Origin of the sequence: Priestia abyssalis, from assembly GCF_002019595.1 — a bacterium.
Lineage (GTDB): Bacteria > Bacillota > Bacilli > Bacillales > Bacillaceae_H > Bacillus_BA > Bacillus_BA abyssalis.
The window spans coordinates 3266229-3285129 of record NZ_KV917369.1 but is presented as its reverse complement, the minus strand read 5'-3'; the positions used below and the strand labels follow the sequence as shown (position 1 = coordinate 3285129).

The 18901-nt window shown below is 40.1% G+C and carries 21 protein-coding genes; 12 read left to right on the top strand and 9 right to left on the bottom strand.

Going from position 1 to position 18901, the window contains the following annotated elements:
- The first annotated feature begins 268 nt into the window (after positions 1–268).
- The 4 genes from BK575_RS15805 to BK575_RS15790 all read left to right on the top strand — a co-directional run bounded on the left by BK575_RS15805 (position 269) and on the right by BK575_RS15790 (position 3795).
- Positions 269–613 carry a Na-translocating system protein MpsC family protein gene (locus BK575_RS15805; RefSeq protein WP_078411443.1) on the top strand — a complete coding sequence of 115 codons (345 nt, stop codon included), beginning with the start codon at positions 269–271 and terminating at the stop codon, positions 611–613.
- 15 nt (positions 614–628) lie between these two features.
- Positions 629–1426: a formate dehydrogenase accessory sulfurtransferase FdhD gene (gene fdhD, locus BK575_RS15800; RefSeq protein WP_078411441.1), complete on the top strand. Its 798-nt coding sequence runs from the start codon at positions 629–631 to the stop codon at positions 1424–1426.
- 303 nt (positions 1427–1729) lie between these two features.
- Complete coding sequence (locus BK575_RS15795) at positions 1730–2530, top strand: formate/nitrite transporter family protein (RefSeq protein ID WP_078411439.1); 801 nt, start codon at positions 1730–1732, stop codon at positions 2528–2530.
- 356 nt (positions 2531–2886) lie between these two features.
- Positions 2887–3795: a glycerophosphodiester phosphodiesterase gene (locus tag BK575_RS15790; protein WP_078414824.1), complete on the top strand. Its 909-nt coding sequence runs from the start codon at positions 2887–2889 to the stop codon at positions 3793–3795.
- A gap of 431 nt (positions 3796–4226) precedes the next feature.
- Here BK575_RS15790 and BK575_RS15785 read toward each other — a convergent pair whose 3' ends face one another.
- The 3 genes from BK575_RS15785 to BK575_RS15775 all read right to left on the bottom strand — a co-directional run bounded on the left by BK575_RS15785 (position 4227) and on the right by BK575_RS15775 (position 6055).
- Entirely contained in the window at positions 4227–4556 is a 330-nt protein-coding gene (locus BK575_RS15785; RefSeq protein ID WP_078411436.1) for a hypothetical protein, read from the bottom strand.
- 85 nt (positions 4557–4641) lie between these two features.
- Complete coding sequence (locus BK575_RS15780; protein ID WP_078411434.1) at positions 4642–4941, bottom strand: DUF6509 family protein; 300 nt, start codon at positions 4939–4941, stop codon at positions 4642–4644.
- A gap of 637 nt (positions 4942–5578) precedes the next feature.
- On the bottom strand, positions 5579–6055 hold the full coding sequence (locus tag BK575_RS15775; RefSeq protein ID WP_169907841.1) for an STAS domain-containing protein: 477 nt from the start codon (positions 6053–6055) through the stop codon (positions 5579–5581).
- A gap of 266 nt (positions 6056–6321) precedes the next feature.
- On the opposite strand from BK575_RS15775, the gene BK575_RS15770 reads away from it, so the two are divergent.
- From BK575_RS15770 to qoxD, 5 genes are all read left to right on the top strand, one after another.
- Entirely contained in the window at positions 6322–6774 is a 453-nt protein-coding gene (locus BK575_RS15770; RefSeq protein ID WP_078414823.1) for a DUF2269 family protein, read from the top strand.
- 416 nt (positions 6775–7190) lie between these two features.
- Positions 7191–8150: a cytochrome aa3 quinol oxidase subunit II gene (gene qoxA / locus BK575_RS15765; RefSeq protein WP_078411430.1), complete on the top strand. Its 960-nt coding sequence runs from the start codon at positions 7191–7193 to the stop codon at positions 8148–8150.
- Between the two features lie 17 nt (positions 8151–8167).
- Positions 8168–10129 (top strand): cytochrome aa3 quinol oxidase subunit I, encoded by a 1962-nt coding sequence (gene qoxB / locus BK575_RS15760; RefSeq protein WP_078411428.1) that lies wholly within the window; start codon positions 8168–8170, stop codon positions 10127–10129.
- A 3-nt stretch (positions 10130–10132) separates the two neighbouring features.
- The gene (qoxC, locus tag BK575_RS15755) at positions 10133–10771 is read left to right on the top strand and encodes a cytochrome aa3 quinol oxidase subunit III (protein WP_078411426.1); all 639 of its coding nucleotides are present in this window, start codon (positions 10133–10135) and stop codon (positions 10769–10771) included.
- Positions 10772–11071, top strand: a complete 300-nt coding sequence (qoxD, locus tag BK575_RS15750; protein ID WP_078411424.1) for a cytochrome aa3 quinol oxidase subunit IV — start codon at positions 10772–10774, stop codon at positions 11069–11071.
- A gap of 114 nt (positions 11072–11185) precedes the next feature.
- On the opposite strand, the gene BK575_RS15745 is transcribed toward qoxD, so the two are convergent.
- Positions 11186–11374, bottom strand: coding sequence for a hypothetical protein (locus tag BK575_RS15745; protein WP_078411422.1), 189 nt, complete (start codon positions 11372–11374; stop codon positions 11186–11188).
- Between the two features lie 255 nt (positions 11375–11629).
- Between BK575_RS15745 and pgmB the strand changes: the two genes are divergently transcribed.
- A complete protein-coding gene (gene pgmB, locus BK575_RS15735) occupies positions 11630–12295 on the top strand; it encodes a beta-phosphoglucomutase (protein WP_078411418.1) in 666 nt (221 codons plus the stop codon).
- A gap of 82 nt (positions 12296–12377) precedes the next feature.
- On the opposite strand, the gene BK575_RS15730 is transcribed toward pgmB, so the two are convergent.
- Both BK575_RS15730 and BK575_RS15725 read right to left on the bottom strand, forming a co-directional pair.
- Positions 12378–13238: a YitT family protein gene (locus BK575_RS15730; protein ID WP_407984384.1), complete on the bottom strand. Its 861-nt coding sequence runs from the start codon at positions 13236–13238 to the stop codon at positions 12378–12380.
- A 58-nt stretch (positions 13239–13296) separates the two neighbouring features.
- Entirely contained in the window at positions 13297–13623 is a 327-nt protein-coding gene (locus tag BK575_RS15725) for a YnfA family protein (protein WP_078411414.1), read from the bottom strand.
- Positions 13624–14001: 378 nt separating this feature from the next.
- Between BK575_RS15725 and BK575_RS15720 the strand changes: the two genes are divergently transcribed.
- On the top strand, positions 14002–14874 hold the full coding sequence (locus tag BK575_RS15720; protein ID WP_078411412.1) for a GAF domain-containing protein: 873 nt from the start codon (positions 14002–14004) through the stop codon (positions 14872–14874).
- Between the two features lie 155 nt (positions 14875–15029).
- On the opposite strand, the gene BK575_RS15715 is transcribed toward BK575_RS15720, so the two are convergent.
- The 3 genes from BK575_RS15715 to BK575_RS15705 form a co-directional block, all read right to left on the bottom strand.
- Complete coding sequence (locus BK575_RS15715; protein ID WP_078411410.1) at positions 15030–15545, bottom strand: DUF3231 family protein; 516 nt, start codon at positions 15543–15545, stop codon at positions 15030–15032.
- Positions 15546–15762: 217 nt separating this feature from the next.
- Positions 15763–16308: an MFS transporter gene (locus BK575_RS15710; RefSeq protein WP_078414822.1), complete on the bottom strand. Its 546-nt coding sequence runs from the start codon at positions 16306–16308 to the stop codon at positions 15763–15765.
- A complete protein-coding gene (locus BK575_RS15705; RefSeq protein ID WP_078411408.1) occupies positions 16298–17746 on the bottom strand; it encodes an FAD-binding oxidoreductase in 1449 nt (482 codons plus the stop codon). Before BK575_RS15705 ends, BK575_RS15710 begins: the two co-directional genes overlap by 11 nt.
- A gap of 228 nt (positions 17747–17974) precedes the next feature.
- Here BK575_RS15705 and folD point away from each other — a divergent pair, with 228 nt between their 5' ends.
- Positions 17975–18832: a bifunctional methylenetetrahydrofolate dehydrogenase/methenyltetrahydrofolate cyclohydrolase FolD gene (gene folD, locus BK575_RS15700; RefSeq protein ID WP_078411406.1), complete on the top strand. Its 858-nt coding sequence runs from the start codon at positions 17975–17977 to the stop codon at positions 18830–18832.
- Positions 18833–18901 lie beyond the last annotated feature (69 nt).

The window sequence follows — 18901 nt, the reverse complement described above, 5'->3', positions numbered from 1 at the left end:
CTATCATCGTTCCATCATATGCACATCATATTATAGCGCTCTTGTTTAAAATATACAATAGAAACCATAAAGATTAACGCATTTTTCCAATTCTCACAACCGTTTTAACAAAAACTTCATGAAGATGTAATGAAAAGTTTGAACAATTTTAGAATCATGGAGAGAAGGGATGGTACTTTTATTTTTTCATTGATTGTTTTATCATTAGGAAATTGATAAAGCAAAATGTTATGGGTAAATATTCATTGGACGATAGGGGATTGGTAGCATGTCAAAAAAAGTACATGAATTCAATGATATCATCCGAAAACTTCGGAAAGATTTGTTTGGGAAGGGGCCTGAGCGCATTCAAACCGTGTTTGTGGACAATATGGCGATTTCTACGTTATATGGGAATTTAACGCCGACTGAAAAATTTATCGCCGGGACCCCTGAAGGAAGGGAAGCGGTGCATAATGCCAGAACGAAGATGATTCAAGAAGTGTACGCTCAAAAAACGCCGGAAGGAATGGAAGAGCTGATGGGTACTAAGCTCGTTCATTTGTTTTCGGACATGAAAATCGAAGAAGACGTCGCCGTGTCCGTCTTTATTTTTGAGAAGAACATTACGTGAGGGGGGACAGTCATCATGAAACCAGCAGAAGTAAAGCGGAAAATTCTTCGTTGTGAAAACGGTCGTATGGAAACGATCGAGGATACGATTGTAACGGAATATCCGGTAACGATCAAAATCAATGGCCAAGAGTTCGCGACGATGGTGTGTACACCAGAATATATCGAGGATATGGTCATAGGTTTTTTGGCTTCAGAAGGTGTCATTCGTCAATATGAAGATATCGAAGAGATATGGGTGCAGGAAAAAGACGGGTTTGCTCATGTAAAGACGAAAAACGTCAATCCGTATTATCAAAATTTCCAGAGCAAGCGGTATATTACGTCTTGCTGCGGGATGAGCCGGCAGGGCTTTGTATTCGTAAATGACGCAATGACTGCTAAAAAGATGGATGCGGTTCATGTGACCTTGTCTGCGGATGATTGCTTTCGCTTAATGAAAGAGATGCAGAGCTCTGCGGTGACGTTCCATGAGACAGGAGGCGTACACAATGCAGCTTTGTGCGATGCAAATGGCATTGTGTTGAGCCGAATGGACATCGGACGTCACAATGCTCTTGATAAGATTTATGGCTATTGTTTAAAGAATAATATCTTGATTCGGGATAAAGTGATTGTCTTCAGCGGCCGCATTTCATCGGAAATTTTATTGAAAGTCGCTAAAATCGGCTGCGAAATCGTTTTGTCCAAATCGGCTCCAACTGAGTTGGCACTGCAATTGGCAGAGCAATTGGGCATTACGACGGTTGGATTCATCCGCAATGATTCATTGAATGTGTATACGAGAGGGGATCGAATTCAAACAAGCGGATGAGAACCGTTAAAAAATTTCACAAAATGATTGATGTTTAAAAATAATATTGTTACAATAAGACCGCTCACATATGTGAAATGGAACATACGCAAGCTCTGTGTATATTCTATTGGATACAATATAGATGATGATTGATTTTTCTATACTCAAAGCGTGTAGGGATATTAAGCAACATCCATCAAATTCTGTTGATTGACAGGGTTTATTGGGTGTTGCTTTTTTGTTTTACACGAATGAGCCAAAAGCAAGGGAATTACTTTATTGTCAAGAAAAGTTTATGTTGAAAAATGGAGGAAGTTTTTTATGGCATTTTTAAAACCGAACCAAATTGCTGAAGCGGTGATTGAAGCAGGTGCTCAGAAGGCAAAAATGCCGCTGGTTACTATGCTCGTTCTCGGATTTTTAGGCGGTGCTTTTATTTCATTCGGATTTTTGGTCGACATTCGGGTTATTGGCAATTTGCCGCCTGAATGGGGAAGCCTTGCGAATTTGCTGGGAGGAGCCGTGTTCCCGGTAGGCTTGATGCTAATAGTATTGGCTGGCGGAGAGCTAATAACAGGAAATATGATGTCGTTGCCGCTTGCCTTATATTCGCGCAGAATTACATTCGGCGATGTAGCAAAAAACTGGTTTTTCATTACCATCAGCAACTTTGCCGGAGCTCTTTTTATTGCTTACTTTTTTGGTCATGTCGTCGGGTTAACTGAGACGGGATACTTTTTGGATAAAACGGTCGCGATTGCACAGGCGAAGGTGGAAGATCCGTTCGGAAAGGCTTTCGTATCAGCAATCGGTTGTAACTGGCTTGTTTGCCTCGCCGTTTGGATTTCGTTCGGAGCACAAGATGTAGGGGGCAAAATTTTAGGCATTTGGTTCCCGATTATGTCGTTCGTTGCGATTGGCTTCCAGCATATTGTCGCCAATATGTTCGTCATCCCAGCGGCTATCTTTGCTGGTGCTGTAACATGGACAGAGTATTTCCAAAACTTTGTCCCCGTCTTCCTCGGCAATGTTGTCGGCGGTGCGTTATTTGTCGGCTTTGCTTATTTCGTTACGTATCAAAAACGAAATGTGCAAACGTCTGTCCTGAAAAAAGCATCTTAACAATTTAAGCTTAGATAGTCAGAGGGTGATTTAAAAGGACTGCTTTTTGTCTTTTTAAGTCACCTTTTCATATTTGTCATCCATTAGAGGAGCTTATGGGTGCCGCCTCTTTTTTGTAAAAGAGGGCTGTTCTGCTCTTTTTTGTGACATGGTGCAAGCTTCTCTTTAACTTTTATAAATCTAAAGTCTAGTTTTTCTCTATACTTTAGATAAAAAGACCTGATACATTCTGCGCTATATTACCTGTTTTCTATTTGTAAATGGAAGATTTACACTCTATCATTATTTCCTTTACATTTCTCTTTTACAGTTGTTGTTGAGATGAATTAAGAGGAGAGAGACTCGTGAAACAATGGATGAAAAAATCGTCAATCGTATTTTTAAGCGCTGGATTTATTATGCAGGCGGCAGCACCCGTGTCGTTTGCGGCAAATTCAGCACCGGTACAATCAGAGCTGTCTTCCCCTGAAATGAAAATTATTACCGCAGCTCACCGTGGGGCTTCAGGCTATGCTCCTGAACATACGCTTCTTTCATACGAAATGGGGGAGAAGATGAAAGGAGATTACATCGAGGTCGATCTTCAAATGACAAAAGACGGCGAATTGATAGCGATGCACGACGAAACGGTAGACCGTACGACAAATGGGACAGGCTTAGTAAAAGACATGACATTAGAACAAATTAAAGAGCTGGATGCAGGTTCATGGTTTAACGAAAAATACCCGCAATACGCAAAGCCGGAATATGCAGGATTACACGTCCCGACATTGGAAGAAGTATTTGAAAAATTCGGACGTGGGGCGAAGTATTACATAGAGACAAAGTCTCCGGAAGTATATCCTGGGATGGAAGAGAAGCTTCTAGAGCTGCTTGAAAAGTACAAACTGACAGGAGAGAATGGCCGCTCAAGCCATGTTCTCATCCAATCGTTCAGCCCTGAAAGCTTGAAAAAAATCCATGAAATGGATCCAAACCTTCCGCTCGTACAGCTTTTATGGTATGAAACGCCCGGTTTCATCACAGATACTGAACTGGAACAAATTAAAAAGTATGCCATTGGTGTAGGTCCAAACTTTGCCAAAATCAATGAAGCTTATGTACGAAATGTAAGAAAACATAACTTATTAATCCATCCTTATACCATCAATGAGAAAGAAGATATGCGAAAAGCACTAGAGTGGGGAGTAACGGGCTTATTTACAAATTTTCCTGATCGATTCAATGAAGTAGTAAAAGAGTTTAAGAGTCATCAGTCATTATGAAGAAAAGTGTTGAACTTGTTTCCTGATGGCATTTAGCAGCGAAAAAGGAATGTGCTGCCGGATCGCATGCTCTCTATTTTGAAATGAATTTTAACCTGTTCCATGGTAAAAACAAAAAAGAGCAGGTGGCCAATGGCCCCTTGCTCTTTATCGCCCCATCCAATCCGTACTGGTTAAGTGTCCCGCAACGATCGCGAAGTTGATAGGATAGGGCGACGCTTATAGTATACACCATTTCTACGTCTTTACGCATCTTTTTTTGCTTTCTCCGTTTTTCTATATATTCTTAATAGCTTGACCTTGACACAACTTCATTCGATTGAGGGATACTCACAAACGGTTATGTAGACCGCTTGAATTTACCGTCAAAGGTTCACCTATGCGGATGGCCGTTCTTTGGTCATGCCGTATTTTCCAAATCAATCTATATATCAGGCAAGCAGACGCTTTTTTTCATGGTTTCCCCGCACGAGTTTCAAGTCTTGTCCATCAATGACAAGGTTTATCAAAACGCCATTAAAGACATCATGATTGCTTTTTTTGTAATTGGATTGTAAATATTGGACGCGATACCATTTATCATCATGCTGAAAATACATATAGCGGCCCCATGTATAATCAAACCAAAATTTTACGGTTTTTCCATTCAGCTTTTTCGGTACATATCCCCATGTCCGTCCTTGATGGGAACCGCCCATTTTCGGTTCGGATGTATTGAGTACCTTATAGTATAATCGATTCTTTATATCATACAGCATCATCCCGTTTCCTCTCCTTTTAGGTTGACTATTATTAATATATAGTTAAGGAAAGGAAATAATAGACCATAAAAAGAAATATGTGGATTTATAATACTGGAAGATTTTCTTTGCAGTATGCAGCAATCATGGCTTCTTCCTCTTCTTCAAGCCAAATATCCAAAACGGTATTTTCCCCTTTTTCTCCTTTTTCGAATACGTGGTATTGATTGATGCGAGATTCATCGCCCTCTACAACGTAAATGACTTTGATGCCCAAACCTTGTTCTGTATATAATTCATCATCTTCCGGAACGGAGGCTTGTAAAATGAATTCATAGCGTTCGCCCGATAAGATGCCGAATGGGTCTTCCAGTATTTCAACAGTATGTCCTGTAATAGTTAACATATGATCATCCTTTCAATTTTGGCTGTTTCATCAAGTTCGCCAATTTCTATTATAGCCGCATTTTTGTGGAAGTAAAAACAGAATTTCCCTATATGAGAATGACTTAAAAGGAAAAACCCTTTTAAGTCATTCTCACGAAAGGTCCCGCCGCAAAAATTCAGTAAAACTAGCCTTTGGTGATTTATTAAACGTTAACGAGCAATAAAATTTTCTTTCTTATGGGACAACCGCATTTCTAGTCAAGAACATAGGGCACGGCCTTTTGCGGCCATGCCCTATGTTGGAAATTGCCTTATAGAGGTTGTTCAAAAAGTCCGGGAAAAATGACCGTCGAATTTACTTGCACAGGAAGTACTGATCCGACGTTCGCCACAGGACGTGGCGGCTCTTAGTCGGGCGGCGTCAGCTTGTCTCTCCGCTACTCACATATTAATGACATATCCTCGAAAAAGAAGAACACTTTTTCGAGGATTATGCTTTCGCAGTGACCAGCTTGCGCTCCGTTCCTTGGAAAAGAAAATCACTTTTCCTGCGTGCGATGAAGAATCGTGAGAATCTTTCCTTAATGCTCGAGACAGTGCTTCCTTGAACTTTTCGGTCCTTTTTGTCCTCCTTTTTGAACACACACTTATATCATTCAGCTGCCTGTTAGGTTCAATTCGCGGAAGTTCTCATATATTCCCAGTGTTTCGAGAGCCGTTGACACCGATTCATTCACGTTTAAAGCTGAAACGTGAATGTTTTTTCCAATCGTTTGACGAATAAATTGAAAGAGCGCTCCGATACCGGAGGAGTCGTTAAATTCTAGTTGAGATAAATCAATGGTTATATCGTGCACATTTTCAATGGAAGGCAAAAGATTGGCCATTAATCCATATAGCTCATCCGCCGTTAAAATATTTAGATGACCTTTTAGGTGGACGTGGATCGTTGTATGAATCTTTTCCGCTGACACATGTAAAAACGATTCTTTTTTATGTAAATAAAGAGTGACAAGATCATCGAGCTGTCGGCTGCAGGAGAGAACTTCATCCGAAATCAATTCATGATGATGCGCCCTGTTTAACAGCTCTTTTCTTTTTCTTTCGATTGCCTGAGAAAGGGAGATGATCATGAAAATTCCTCCTGTATCAAGTGGTGGGAAGGGTGATGAAAACGATTCTATCATCCTTTACATATATTGTCACTTATTTATATTATAGTCAGAAAAGCCTACTATTCAAATGTTTTTTAAGAAGGATAATTGAAAAACAGGGAAAAAGAGTTACATATGAAGTACTTATCTTGAAAGCAGGAGTCCTACCGCCTAAAGCTCATAAAAAAAAGCTTAGTCACATAGGAATGGTTAATGGGATATTTTGTCACGAAAAGGGGGAGCCAATGAAAATTCTCGTTCTCGTACATGTGCTGGCGGCGGTGATAGGAGTGGGCCCTACGTATTTTTTGCATGTGCTGTTTCGGAAAAATCAAGATATCGGGGAACTTCGGTATGCGATTTTACTCGGAAAGAAACTGGAATTATTTCCAAAAGTGGGAGGGACACTGGCTGTATTAAGCGGCCTTCTTCTCTTTTTCACAGGAAATTATGGTCCGTTTTCCCAACCATGGCTGCTTGGATCCCTCGTCTTATATATACTCATTCAGGTGGTCATGATCGGAATGGTCACTCCGAAAATAGGAGAGCTTGCAAGGTGGCTGTTCAATCCTGAAAATATCATTGTAACAACCCTTCCTAAAGATCAGGAGGAACTATATATAAAAGTTCGCCGTCTATTATATGCTGCCACTTACATGGGGACGGTTCTATTCATATTGATGATTTTAAAACCATAACGAAAACGAAACCCGTCCAGCTTGGATGGGTTTCGTTTTCGTTATATGGAAAATTCGCTCTTTACGATACTTTGTCTAGGTTAAATAAACAGGAAAAATTATTGAACAAAAATATTGGGAGGATACAGATTTTTCGATACAACCTCTCTTTTTTTCTGTCAAAAAGTAATAAATATTAAGAATAATAGCACAAGAAGCTATTGCTATACCAGTAAATAAAAAAATTTCCAATATTGTTACGGAAATGTGAAAAAAATTTGTCTACTTTTCGAAAAAAGTTCAAAATGTGATAAAAATCACAGTTAAGGTGTTTCGTTTTTTTCAGCTTTTGATAGTATATGTTACGTGAAGATTAATTCTGTACAGAAAAACGAACTTATTTATGATCAGTTATTGAGAAGGGAAGGTGAACAAAGGTGATGAAAAAACTTAAGCCATTTTTAAGTATGATGATGGGGTCACTTCTTTTATTTTTATTAAGTGGCTGCAGTGAATATGCTGTGTTGGATCCGAAAGGTCCTGTGGCTGAAACACAACGAGATCTGATCATGTATTCGATCTATTTCATGATTTTTATCATGGTCGTTGTTTATGTCTTATTTACCTTTGTTGTTGTAAAATATCGCGACCGTAAAGGTTTCAAGGAAGAGGATTATGATCCTGATTTCCATCATAGCACAAAATTGGAAATTCTTTGGACGGTCATTCCTTTGATCATCGTTATTGCTTTATCAATTCCGACGGTGAAAGTACTTTATCAATTGGAGAAACCGCCAGCAGAGACTGCGCATAAAGAACCGATTGTTATTCATGCTACTTCTGCAGATTGGAAATGGATTTTTAGTTATCCAGAAGAAAATATTGAAACCGTTAACTACGTGAAGGTTCCAGAAGATCGCCCGATTCTTTTCAAAATTACCTCTGCTGACTCAATGAGTTCTTTTTGGGTTCCGCAGATTGGCGGCCAGGAATATGGCATGCCTGGAATGGTCAATGATTTATACCTTCAGGCTGATGAGCCAGGAACATATGATGGCATGAACTCTAACTTTACAGGTAAGGGTATGACACATCAAAAGTTTGACTTTGTGGCCATGGAAGAAGGCGATTATCAAAAATGGGTAAAAGAAACACAAGAAAGCGCCCCGAAATTAACGGAAGAAACATATGAAAAGTTAATGTTGCCTGAAACAGTCAAAGAAATGACGTTTTCAAACACTCACTTAGGCTTTGTAGACCATGGAGTCGATTCTGGAGTATATGCGATGAAAATTCGTGAAAAATATGGGGTTAAAGTAGACCCGCATGGTGAAGAAGAAAACAGTCACCATGAAGTGTCAGGTTCACACAATGAATCTCATGCTCATCACGAGTAAGAGGGGAGGAGCACAGAATGTTTAATTTTATCAAGGATAATTTAATCCTTAATGATCCAATGATTGTTGGAGCAAATATTTCCATTGTATTAACGACAATTGCTATTGTATTTGTTCTTACTTATTTTAAAAAATGGAAATGGCTTTGGACAGAATGGTTAACAAGTGTTGATCATAAAAAAATCGGAATCATGTATATTATCGCAGCTATTTTGATGCTTTTCCGCGGCGGTGTGGATGCATTATTAATGAGAGCGCAATTAACGGTTCCTAATAATGACTTTTTAACATCCCAGCACTATAATGAAATCTTTACAACACACGGTACAATCATGATCATCTTCATGGCGATGCCGTTTATCATGGGATTAATGAACGTTGTTGTTCCTTTGCAAATTGGAGCACGTGACGTAGCGTTTCCTTATTTAAATGCGTTAAGCTTCTGGGCGTTCTTCTTTGGAGCAATTCTTTTCAACATTTCCTTCGTATTCGGTGGATCACCGGATGCAGGTTGGACGAACTATGCTCCGTTAGCGATTGAAGGAAGCGGCGGACCAGGGATTAACTATTATTTGCTTGGTTTACAGATTTCCGGTATCGGTACCCTTATGACCGGTATTAACTTTATCGTAACAATTATTAAAATGCGTGCACCAGGCATGACATTAATGCGTATGCCAATGTTTACATGGACAACGCTTATTACGGCATTCATTATCGTGTTTGCGTTCCCGGTACTAACGGTTACATTAGCGTTAATGACATTTGACCGCACATTCGGCACTCACTTCTTTACGTTAGCTGACGGCGGTATGCCAATGCTTTGGGCAAACTTGTTCTGGGTTTGGGGACATCCTGAAGTATATATCGTTATTTTGCCGGCGTTCGGTATTTTCTCTGAAATTATTTCAACGTTCGCCAAGAAAACATTGTTTGGTTATAAATCAATGGTTATTTCGATCGTAACCATTTCATTCTTAAGTTTCTTAGTTTGGGTGCATCACTTCTTCACAATGGGAGGAACTGCGGCGGTTAACTCTGTGTTCTCGATCACGACGATGGCCATCGCGATCCCGACAGGTATGAAGATCTTTAACTGGCTCCTTACTCTTTATAAAGGGAAAATTGAATACACAGTACCAATGCTTTGGTCTGTCGGATTTATTCCAACGTTCTTAATCGGGGGAGTTACAGGTGTTATGCTTGGAATGGCAGCAGCCGACTTCCAGTATCACAACAGTTATTTCTTGGTTGCTCACTTCCACTATACGTTAATTGCCGGAACAGTATTTGCTTGTTTCGCAGGGTTCATTTTCTGGTATCCAAAAATGTTTGGTCATAAATTAAATGAGAGCATTGGAAAATGGACGTTCTGGTTGTTTACAATTGGATTTAATGTGTGTTTCTTACCGCAATTCTTATTAGGATTTGACGGTATGCCAAGACGTGTTTATACGTATGGCGCGGAAGAAGGCTGGACTGGATTAAACGTTGTTTCAACTGTTGGAGCATTAGGAATGGGAATTGCGTTTATGCTGCTTGTATATAACGTATATTACAGCTTCCGTTACGCTGAAAGAGAAACAACAGGCGATGCATGGAATGGACGTACACTTGAATGGGCAACATCATCTGCCGTTGCACCTTTTTATAACTTTGCCGTTACTCCTGAAGTAAAAGGCGTTGATGCATTCTGGATCATGAAGCAAGAGCAAAAAGAAGGTAAAGTAGAAAAAGTGGAATACAAACCAATTCATATGCCTAGCAATGCAGGTACACCGTTTGTTATGTCAGCACTTTTCTTTGTTGCAGGTTTTGCGCTTGTGTTCCACATCATGTGGATGGCAATTCTTGGCGGGGTTGGTGTACTGGCGTGTATGGCATTCCGCTCACTTCGCTCACATAAAGAGGATGAAGGCTTTTATGTCAGCGTAGAAGAAATCATAAAGACGGAACAACCGTTTCGTAAGGAGGCGTAAGTTATGGCGGATACAAACACTAATATTAGTCCTAACACGCCCTTGGAATATCAGTCTGGAATAGGCAGACTGAATATCTTTGGATTCTGGATTTTCTTGGGCGCAGAGGTCGCTTTGTTCGCTACGATTTTTGCGACATATTTTACAATGTATACGATGAACGGCAATGGCCATGCCGGCCACGCCGGCCACGCTCCGACGCCTATGGAGCTGTTTGACCTGAATAACACATTAGTCATGACCATCGTGTTGTTAGTAAGTAGTTTCACTTGCGGCTTAGCGATTCACGAAATGAGAAAAAGAAACGTAAAAGCCATGAATGTATGGTTGATCATTACATTATTGTTCGGTTTAGCCTTCCTTTTCTTAGAAATCAATGAGTTCAAACATCTTGTTCATGAAGGAGCTGCACTCGGTACAAATGGGTACTGGTCTTCCTTTTATTTCTTGACAGGAACACACGGACTTCACGTATCACTTGGTATTTGCTGGATGATTTTAATTCTTTTTCAAGTAGCTAAAAGAGGTTTAACACCAGATACGGCTAAAAAGGTATTTATCGCTAGTTTATATTGGCACTTTTTAGACTTCGTATGGATTTTCGTTTACACTGGTGTTTACCTGTTAGGGATGGTGGGATAAATGGCAAATAAAACAAATACTCATCATGGCTTCCCGTGGGGACACATCATGGGCTTGGTTTTTTCCATTGCGTTAACGTTCTTGGCAGCTGGATTGGCCCTATATACAGATTTATCATTACAGACGATTGTCATTCTTATATTCGGTCTTGCCTTTTTACAAGCGATTATTCAGTTATTTATGTTCATGCACATTAAAGAAGGAGAAGGTGCATGGCAAGTTGGTAAAATGGCGTCTGCCGGTTTTATTGGGATCGTCATCGTGTATGGCTCTGTTTGGGTTATGACGAATATGCACTGATATAATATGTTGGGTAAACCCTGGCATTCAATCAAAAACACTCTCTACATGATGTAGAGGGTGTTTTTTGATTGAAAATAAAAAAGACTTAAACGACAGCATGTTTAAGTCTTTTCACGATTGTTTTTTCTTATATTCTATTAAACAGATAACCCCGATAAAAAAGGAAACGATGGTACATGCCAAATAAAAGTACATCGTTTCTTCCGAGTTGATATAATTTCCGATGGTTGCAAGCCCCATTAACAATGAATAACAAAACGTCAAAACAATCAAAAAGGCACTGAATTTTCGCTTATTCAAATTACCACCTTCATTAATGAATTTTTAAATCATGTTATTGAACGAGAAAGGGCATGGTCATAGAGTGCAAACAAGATGTTTACGGGAAGGTTTAGAGGCTGGCCCTTTTAATTTTGGCATATTTTCTGAGGAATCTTTTCAGGAAGGTAAATTAAATGGTATGCTTTTTACACTATTTAATTTATCTTTCACTTTATTATTTTACCACGAATCAGAATATGATGAAATTATGAAAGTGTAGAAAAGAGGAAAAAAATGTCGAAAATTAAAGCGGTCATATTTGATATGGATGGCGTAATTGCTGATACGGTTGAGCTTTATTATATAGCAAATAAACGGGTTGCTGATCGAATGGGGGCACCGTTTAGCCGGGAACTGAATCAAAAATTGCAAGGTATCAGCCGTCTAAGAACAGTGGAACATATCGCAAGGCTGAGCAGCCGTATATTTTCGGATGCAGAAATGACAAAAATGGCCGATGAAAAAAATAATCACTATAAAAGTCTTATTGAGCAGCTTTCGCCAAAAGACGTTCTACCTGGAATTTTTGATTTGCTGACTGAACTGAAACGGGAAAACATCAAAACGGCGGTCGCGTCCTCAAGTTCCAATGCCCGGGTTGTTCTCGAAAAACTGGAACTTCTCGATAGATTTGATTTTGTCGTGGATGTGAAAACTATTCAAAATGGGAAGCCTCATCCGGAAATTTTTATGAAAGCGGCTGATGAACTGGGAATTTCATACGAAAATTGTATCGCCATTGAAGACGGTGAAGCGGGTTTGGCCGGCATACAAGCAGCGGGTATGTTTTCCATAGGTGTAGGGGAGCATGAAGCGATAAAGAAAGCAGATTGGCATGTTCGTTCGACAGAAGAGATCAGCTTGTCGGAACTGATGAAAAGATATAAAAAGTGGTGTTAGTAAACAGGGGCTTTTTTATCTTTACGGCGATTGGCAAATGATTAACAACAAGGAAGGACCTTGAAAAGGTCCCTCCTTGTTGTTAATGAATGCCTCTTTTCTTGAATCTTCCTCCGCGGACTTCCGCGATGTCGGCAACAGCGAGGAAGGCAGCCGGATCCATTTCTTCGACAATTGATTTTAACTTCGCTTCTTCAAGACGGGTGATAACGCAAAAGATGACTTTTTTCTCGTCTCCTGTGTACGCGCCTTCACCTTTAAAATAAGTGACGCCGCGTCCCAATCTGGCAAGGATGGTTTCACCGATTTCTGTATGTTTGTCACTAATGATCCAAACAGACTTCGATTGTTCTACTCCTTCTATCACAATATCAATGGTTTTGAAAGCGATAAAATAAGCGATGAGCGAATACATGGCACGGTCCCAGCCAAACACAAAACCTGCACTGCCTAGAATAAACAGATTAAAAAACATGATGATTTCGCCAACAGAAAAAGGGGTTTTATTATTGATGAGAATCGCTAAAATTTCGGTTCCGTCAAGGGAGCCCCCGTAACGGATGACGATACCGACACCGATACCAAGGACAATTCCTCCAAAGACGGTCGCCAGAAGCACGTCTTCCGTTAGTCCCGGAACCGGATGAAGCAATGTCGTGCCGATGGATAAAATGGCAATGCCGTATAATGTGGAAAGGGCAAATGTTTTACCAATTTGCTTATAACCAATAAAAAAGAAGGGTAAATTAAAAATGAAGATAAAGGCTCCGAGTTTCCAGCCTGTCAAATGGGAGAGGATAATGGAAATTCCGACAACTCCGCCGTCGATGACTTTATTGGGAACCAAAAAGATTTCAAGTCCGATAGCCATCAACACCGCACCGACGGTAATGGATAATGTACGCTGTACGACTTGCTTCTTAGGTAATTTTTTATGAACCACTTGATTTTGTAGCTGCTTCGCGACTTCCAAACACATTCCCCCTGTTCTTTTTAAATCATTATGTTCTGGGCCCCCATAAAATCACCGCTATGCCAATGAGGCAAATAGCTGCACCAACCCAGTCGTAAAGATCAGGCGTTTTTTTGTCTACAATCCATCCCCAAAGAATGGATAAGACCACAAAGACCCCGCCGTATGCTGCATACACTCTTCCAAATGTCGGGAAGTCCTGGAAGGTAGGGATGATTCCATAGACTACAAGAATAATGCTTCCGATTAGGCCATAGCTCATGTGAAAGCCTTCACGCAGCCAAAGCCAAATAAGATAGCCGCCGCCGATTTCAGCAAGCCCGGCCAATAAAAATAAGAAAATGGTTTGCATCATAGATGTACCTTTCAAACGTAAGTCTTTTGTATAATTATACGTAAATTCATAAATTATATCCAATTTAATTTCAAAGTTGATTGGAAGGGGAGGGGCAGTGTCATCTAAATATCCATAAAAAAGCTTCTAGCCAATTTCGTACTATAAATAGTAGAATGGGACTTGAATAAACTAAGCTTATTTACACAGTCAAAAAGTTTGGGCTTTAAGAATACTGGTTAAAATGTTATATATGTATGAAAGAAGGGTATATGACAAGAGCCTTGTTAAATTAAGTCGGGGATTTTAACATTTTACCTTATTCGTGTAAAACGCTTCAAGAAATCTGCATGAAACTTTGATATCTTCTAAAATAAAAATGAAAGGTAATAGATTCCTATGCAACATTCATCTGAGCTAAGCAATTCTATAAAAACTTTCAAGAATTTTGAAGAAGCAGCAGAAAGTATTCTTCACATGATGGGAAAGTTCATTGATATAAACACGTTTTTCATCGCAAAAAATGATACACATACAAATGAAATTGTAAAAGTCTTGAATAAGGATGATGCTCTTTTAGAACCAGGTGACACATTGCCATTTAAAGAAACTTTTTGCAAATTAAGTGTGGAACGGGGAAAGAAAGTTCTTATCATTCCGGACATTAATAAGAGTGATTTAACAGTTTCTCTAAATGTAACTAAACGATTGGGAAGCGGCTGTTTCATCGGTATCCCCATTTATTATGAAGATGGTGAAAACTACGGAACCATCTGCGGTTTAGACACAAAACCATTTACTTTTACGCAGTCACATATTGAATTATTCGAAACGATGGCTTCATTGCTTACGTATGTTCTTGAACTGGACAGGGCAAATAAGCAGATAGAAAATTTGTCAGCGCCCTTCGTCCCTATTACTAAGGGGGTTGCAGTGCTACCCGTGATAGGTTTTATAAATGAGCAACGCGTGGAAAACATTAGTTTTTTGGCACTATCAAAGAGTCAGGAAATGTCTTTGGAATATTTAGTAATTGATTTATCAGGAATTCTGCAGATCAATAGTTTAGTCAGTGCCTCTTTATTAAAAATAGTAAACCTTTTAGAATTAATTGGTGTCAAACCAATTTTAACCGGGATACGCCCCGACTTGGCTTTAAAAGCCATTCAATCAGATCTTGATTTACAACAAGTCATGATTGAAGCGAATCTTGAGAGAGCATTAAATAAACTAGGCTTTATTTTGGAAAAGAGAAGGAATGAAGAGATGTAAGGTTAATATTATCCGATGGAGCTTTAAGTAAAAGTGTGATTTGGGCTGTCATGTCGGCCGCTTTTTCTCATGTATATAGAAGAAAAGTGATATAAAAAGAGCGTTTAAAAAGGCTGGAAAAACTCCTTTTCAAACGCTTAAAACATTGGTTTTCGTTAGGCTTGTTCAGATTGCAGTACATGCAGCGGCGGCGGGATGAGCCAGCCTTTTTCCTTGGTCATTCTTAGTAAGGTTGCACCGAATTGTGCTTTTTTCATATGGAATTGACCAAACATAAGGGCAATATCTTCGCGGATACATGTCCCCATGATGGTACTGCATGATACTAATCCCGCTGCAATATCCGCGGACACTGTGGCCGCGACTTCCGGATCGTTAATGCGAGCTCCCGGAGGAATGCTTTCAATCGTCGCTGACGGACGCTCCGGAGGGGCAGGAGGCAATGCGAGGCCGTTTGCCTTCAGCAATTCCTGAAGCGCCTGAACTTCCGGTTTTAAGCCGTTTTTAATAACATCTTCAAGGAAAGCCTTTAAATCCGCATCCCCCGTATGGTTGATTAACACCTGATAGCCGGCAATCATGCCTTGTGCTGTCATTAAATAGGCCCATGTGCCGGACACTTCGCCGTAATGCATCGGTTCATTTTGTGGATTTCCGCTTAAAATACCCATAATTGTCCTCCCTAATAAAGAAATGTTCATAATTGGCTCCTTTATAAAAGGATAAAGATAAACAACATCCTTTATTATGTATCATCATTTCCTTTTTATTCAGAGAGAAAAGAGGAAGAAACTCAGCTGCATTTTGTTTTTTTCAATTACACATATTTTTAGCATGGAGGCAAATGATAAAAAGAAGTGATGGATATTCTTTATTATAAATGGAGTATTACGTGTTCACCAGCTTCATTGTGAGCAAGGAGCTGGCGAACATGGAAACGGCACCAATGTAAAAAATAACATCGACAGTCAGTAAATCAGCCAAGTACCCTCCAGTGATGATGGCAAATGCGGAGAAAATGGTCGTCCAAAAGTGATAATGACCGATTACCTGTCCTCGCTCATATCCGCTTGTCAAATCGGCAATCACGATTTTTTCGCTCGTTTTTTGTACTGCTCCCAGGGCGCCAAGAAATATTTGCATCGTATAAACTTGCCATAAAGCAGTAAGAACTGGAAGGAGGAGAAAGGCGAGCGACATGCCAAATGAATACAGTGCTAAAAATATCATGCTTCCCATTTTACCGGTATACTTGCCGATAAGAAGGTGAACAAAGGCGGAGCTTAACGTAAACAATCCGTAAGAAAGACCGAATTGCCCGTAAGAAGCCCCGATGTCTTTTATGAATAATAAGTAAAAAGGGAAGACGAGGCTCGATCCAAGAATAGCCGAACTTTGTGAATATAACAGCCATTTGAGCGGTTTATGTTTCATCATCTCTGCCATACCTTTCGTAAAATTGGTTCATGAAACGTTCATCTGGATCCCATTGCTTCTTCTTTGCAAAAAACTCGTTCGCTTTCGGATAAACGGCTTTCATCTGCCCCGAAGTTGGGTACAGCTGATAGGTCAGATAATAGGTACCCTTATATTTTTGGACGGCATCGACCATTTCTTTTGTTGCTTTTTTTATTGTCTCTATGTCGTTCGTGTTGAAGCCATGGTTAAAAATCGGAACAAGCGCCAGCATCTCATCGGTTGAATAGGAAAGGGCGGCTTCCGTGTTTTTCGGGACATAACGGACGGTTACGTTAAAAACGTTCAAGTCATGTTTATTAAAAATCGAACGCAAATCATTAACGAATGGAACAAAAGCATCCATTGGAATGAAATATTCCTGCAAAATATCCGTATCTTGCTCTGATGTATAGTCGAGGAACTGAATGTCCGGACGCATGGCATTATTGCGTGATAGAACGGCAGACTCTTCCTCGGCATACAGCTTTCCCTGAATGTTCCATAAAAGTTCTTTACCCCAATCGTATTTTCGGGCCAGGCCAAATAGAAACTTGTTTCGGCGCACCCATTTTTCTTCTGGAAGTGCAAGATACTCTTTCGGAACAGCTGACTGTATTTGCTTATAATTGATGGCATACATATCGGTTAAAAAGCTGGACGGAGCGGTCGATAAACGTGCAATATGCAGGTGGTAAGCGGAATCGGCCAGCACCGTTCTTTTCACATACTCAACATATTCGGTATAGGCCAGATGATGGTGTTCCGTTTCTAAAAGAGTGTTATTTGTCAGCTGCAACTCGACATCCAAAATGACGCCAAACAGCCCGTATCCGCCAATCACGAGAGAGAACAATTCGGGCTCTTTCGTCCGGCTGACTTCGATGATTTCTCCGTCTGCCTTCAGCAGCCGAAAGGAGTTCACCGTTTCAATCAGCGGTCCGTACCGAACATCGCGGCCGTGGGCATTGACGCTTAGCGATCCGCCCACGGTAAAAATATTGGAAGACTGCATGACTTTGACAGATAACCCGTAAGGATTTACATGCTGCTGGATATCTGCCCATGTCGCCCCGCTTTGGACACGAATCGTTTTTTCTTTTTCATTGAAATCAAGAATCTTATTATAGGAAGTCATATCAAGCAAAAGGGCATCACGATAGAAAATGTGGCCGCCCTGGCTATGGCGTTTCCCGGCAATTGAAACGGGTATATTTTGATCATTGGCTTTTTTTACTGCCGCGATGATGGCATGCTCTTCTTCTCCTTTTAAAATCTCTTTTACTTGCACTGGAAAGAGGCGGCTGACATCATGGACGAGCCATTCACTTTCTTTTTTCGTCGTCTTGTATGAGATGGAAAAAAAGAAAGTACAAATAAAAATGATGGTAAGGACAGTCATTGCTAATCGTTTCATCGGAAAAGCAACCTTTCTTTTTTTCTTTCATTCTATCAATCATTCTTTAGCATGTAACCAATATAAGGGAAAGGAAGTTATTTTTTCATGAAGTCTTATGTTAAAATAAGAAAATCTACATAAAGTGACGATTTTCGATAATTAATGGTTTATTTTATTTTCCCGAACCTTTATAATAAAAGTGGTATTAATGTTCGTTTTTAGATAAAGAAAGAGAGGGTATTAATTATGAGTGCAAAGATTATTAAAGGAAAAGAGGTCGCTGCTGAAATGCGTGCAGCTTTAAAGGAAGAGGTAGCATCTCTGAAAGAGAAAGGCATTTCCCCGGGTCTTTCGGTTATTTTAATTGGTGATAATCCAGCTTCTCAATCGTATGTAAAAGCGAAAGCGAGAGCATGTGAAGAGATTGGAATCGTATCAGAAGTCATTAAACGCGACGCTGGTATTACAGAAGAAGAGCTGTTAGCTGAAATTGACCGTTTGAATGAAAATCCGAACGTTCATGGCATTCTTGTTCAGCTTCCGCTTCCGAAACACATTAACGAGAAAGAAGTGTTAAACCGCATTTCTGTTCAAAAAGATGTGGACGGTTTCCACCCTGTAAGTGTCGGAAACTTGGTTATTGGAGATGAGTGTCTCCTTCCTTGTACGCCGTACGGTATCATTGAGCTCATTAAACGCTCGGGTGAAGACATTTCCGGAAAACATGCGGTCGTCATCGGACGAAGCAATATTGTCGGAAAGCCGGTTGCGCTTCTTTTATTACAGGAAAATGCGACAGTGACGATTGCGCATTCCCGTACACAAGATTTACCTTCGTTAACAAAGCAAGCCGATATTTTAGTATCAGCTGTTGGAAATCCGCGTTTCATTAAAGCGGAGGATATTAAACCGGGTGCCATTGTGATTGATGTAGGAAATGGTACGGATGAAAACGGCAAGCTTATCGGAGATGTGGATTATGAGGCTGCTAAAGAAGTGGCAGGCTACATTACACCGGTACCAGGCGGTGTAGGGCCGATGACAATCACGATGTTATTGAACAACACGGTTGAATCAGCGAAAAAATTGAATTCACATAAGTAATTACCTATCTAGAAAGAGGGTGACTCAAAGGGATGAAAAGCATGCCTTTTGAGCCACCCTCCTGAAAGG

Coding starts and splice junctions, on each gene's coding strand:
- BK575_RS15805 (WP_078411443.1), top strand. CDS start 269: ATGTCAAAAAAAGTACATGAATTCAATGATATCATCCGAAAACTTCGG.
- fdhD (WP_078411441.1), top strand. CDS start 629: ATGAAACCAGCAGAAGTAAAGCGGAAAATTCTTCGTTGTGAAAACGGT.
- BK575_RS15795 (WP_078411439.1), top strand. CDS start 1,730: ATGGCATTTTTAAAACCGAACCAAATTGCTGAAGCGGTGATTGAAGCA.
- BK575_RS15790 (WP_078414824.1), top strand. CDS start 2,887: ATGAAAAAATCGTCAATCGTATTTTTAAGCGCTGGATTTATTATGCAG.
- BK575_RS15785 (WP_078411436.1), bottom strand. CDS start 4,556: ATGATGCTGTATGATATAAAGAATCGATTATACTATAAGGTACTCAAT.
- BK575_RS15780 (WP_078411434.1), bottom strand. CDS start 4,941: ATGTTAACTATTACAGGACATACTGTTGAAATACTGGAAGACCCATTC.
- BK575_RS15775 (WP_169907841.1), bottom strand. CDS start 6,055: ATGATCATCTCCCTTTCTCAGGCAATCGAAAGAAAAAGAAAAGAGCTG.
- BK575_RS15770 (WP_078414823.1), top strand. CDS start 6,322: ATGAAAATTCTCGTTCTCGTACATGTGCTGGCGGCGGTGATAGGAGTG.
- qoxB (WP_078411428.1), top strand. CDS start 8,168: ATGTTTAATTTTATCAAGGATAATTTAATCCTTAATGATCCAATGATT.
- qoxC (WP_078411426.1), top strand. CDS start 10,133: ATGGCGGATACAAACACTAATATTAGTCCTAACACGCCCTTGGAATAT.
- qoxD (WP_078411424.1), top strand. CDS start 10,772: ATGGCAAATAAAACAAATACTCATCATGGCTTCCCGTGGGGACACATC.
- pgmB (WP_078411418.1), top strand. CDS start 11,630: ATGTCGAAAATTAAAGCGGTCATATTTGATATGGATGGCGTAATTGCT.
- BK575_RS15725 (WP_078411414.1), bottom strand. CDS start 13,623: ATGATGCAAACCATTTTCTTATTTTTATTGGCCGGGCTTGCTGAAATC.
- BK575_RS15720 (WP_078411412.1), top strand. CDS start 14,002: ATGCAACATTCATCTGAGCTAAGCAATTCTATAAAAACTTTCAAGAAT.
- BK575_RS15715 (WP_078411410.1), bottom strand. CDS start 15,545: ATGGGTATTTTAAGCGGAAATCCACAAAATGAACCGATGCATTACGGC.
- BK575_RS15710 (WP_078414822.1), bottom strand. CDS start 16,308: ATGAAACATAAACCGCTCAAATGGCTGTTATATTCACAAAGTTCGGCT.
- BK575_RS15705 (WP_078411408.1), bottom strand. CDS start 17,746: ATGAAACGATTAGCAATGACTGTCCTTACCATCATTTTTATTTGTACT.
- folD (WP_078411406.1), top strand. CDS start 17,975: ATGAGTGCAAAGATTATTAAAGGAAAAGAGGTCGCTGCTGAAATGCGT.